The organism is Cupriavidus sp. SIMBA_020 (assembly GCF_046535395.1).
Classification (GTDB): domain Bacteria; phylum Pseudomonadota; class Gammaproteobacteria; order Burkholderiales; family Burkholderiaceae; genus Cupriavidus; species Cupriavidus campinensis.
Genome location: NZ_JAWRWU010001678.1, coordinates 1 through 235, shown reverse-complemented (window position 1 = coordinate 235; position 235 = coordinate 1). Strand labels below are relative to the sequence as shown.

The following is a 235-nucleotide window of genomic DNA, read 5'->3' as shown; positions in this document are numbered from 1 at the left end:
CGGCGGCGGCCGCCTCCAACGCGTAGCTGTCGTCGGGCAGGCGCCGCACGCGCAGAGCGGTGCCGGACAGCAGGCGGGCGAAGCCTTCCTCGACGGCGTAGCTGCCGCTCAGGCCGGGCGTCGACAGGCCGTCGGTCTGGGCGGGACGGAACGACAGCAGTACCCGCATGCGCTGGGCATAGGCGGCCAAGGCCGGTCCCAGCGGACCGGCCGGGATGTCGACGGCGCGGCTGTC

Annotated in this window: 1 protein-coding gene; it reads right to left on the bottom strand. The window is 75.3% G+C overall.

Annotated elements, in window-relative coordinates:
• The coding region (locus tag SB751_RS35315) for an STN domain-containing protein (protein WP_410749651.1) at positions 1-235 on the bottom strand (235 nt) is incomplete at both ends.